The organism is Methylorubrum rhodinum, from assembly GCF_014199935.1.
GTDB lineage: Bacteria > Pseudomonadota > Alphaproteobacteria > Rhizobiales > Beijerinckiaceae > Methylobacterium > Methylobacterium rhodinum.
Window position 1 is genome coordinate 1 of the sequence record NZ_JACHOP010000054.1, and the last position, 1,204, is coordinate 1,204.

The 1,204-nt window shown below is 69.5% G+C and carries 1 protein-coding gene; it reads left to right on the forward strand.

What is annotated here, in order from left to right; genetic code table 11:
- Positions 1-1,155, forward strand: a 1,155-nt coding sequence (locus tag HNR00_RS25285; protein WP_312886124.1) for an IS701 family transposase, incomplete at its 5' end; no start/stop codon positions are given.
- Between the last annotated feature and the right edge of the window lie 49 nt (positions 1,156-1,204).

Below are 1,204 nucleotides of genomic sequence, written 5' to 3' on the forward strand. Positions count from 1 at the left end.
ATGGCGGCTCGGGCCGATGGGGTCTCCTACGATCGGCTGCACCACTTCATCGCGGCCGGGATCTGGGATGAGGCGCCGTTGCAGCGGGCGCTGCTCGGCGAGGCCGATCGCCTTGTCGGCGGTGCGGATGCGGTCCTGGTCGTCGACGACACCGCGTTGCCGAAGAAGGGCGGCCGCTCGGTCGGGGTGGCGCCGCAATACGCCACGACGCTGGGCAAGACCGCCAACTGCCAGACCTTGGTGTCGCTGACGCTGGCGCGCGGCGAGGTGCCGGTGGCGGTCGGCCTGGCGCTGTTCCTGCCCGAGACCTGGACGAGCGACCCGCACCGGATGACCAGGGCCGGTGTCCCCGAGGACCGGCGCGAGGCCCGCACCAAGCTGGAGATCGCCGTCGCGGAAATCGACCGGGTCCGGGAGGGGGGCGTGCGCTTCGGCTGCGTGCTGGCCGATGCGGGTTATGGGTCTGCCCCGTTCCGACAGGCCCTGAGCGCGCGTGGCCTGACCTGGGCTGTCGGGATCTCGGGACGCAGCAAGGTCTACCCGGCCGACGTGACGATGATCTTCCCCGTCGCGGGGCGTGGGCGACCGCGCAAGCGTCACGTCCCGGATCAGGTCTCGGTCGCGGCCGAGACGATCCTGGCGGACATGACCGGCCGAGCGGTGACCTGGCGGCACGGCACCAAGGGTCGGTTGCGGGCTTGCTTCTGCGCAGTGCGGGTTCGGATGGCCGATGGCCCGACCCAGCGGATCGGCACGAAAGGAAACCAGCACCTTCCGGGAGACGAGGTCTGGCTGGTGCGCGAGGAGCGCGGCTCGGGCGAGCGCAAATACTACCTCACGAACCTCCCCGCCGACGCGACCCTCAAGCAACTGGCCGCAACGATCAAGGCGCGCTGGATCTGCGAGCAGGCGCATCAGCAGATGAAGGAGGAACTCGGCCTCGACCACTTCGAGGGCCGCTCTTGGACCGGGCTGCATCGCCACGCGCTGATGACGATGATGGCCTACGCCTTCCTCCAGTCCCGGCGCCTCGCAGCGGCGGGGCGGAAAAAAAAGAACCGCCTGCCCACCACCCCAGCCCTCGATGCCAGCGATCCGACAGGCCATCCTGGAACACCTCAGCCGGCCACCACCGCGGCGATGCCCGCACTGTGAGGCCGCCCTCGACCAGCCACCTTGAAAGCGATCTGCCAAAGTAGTGCTA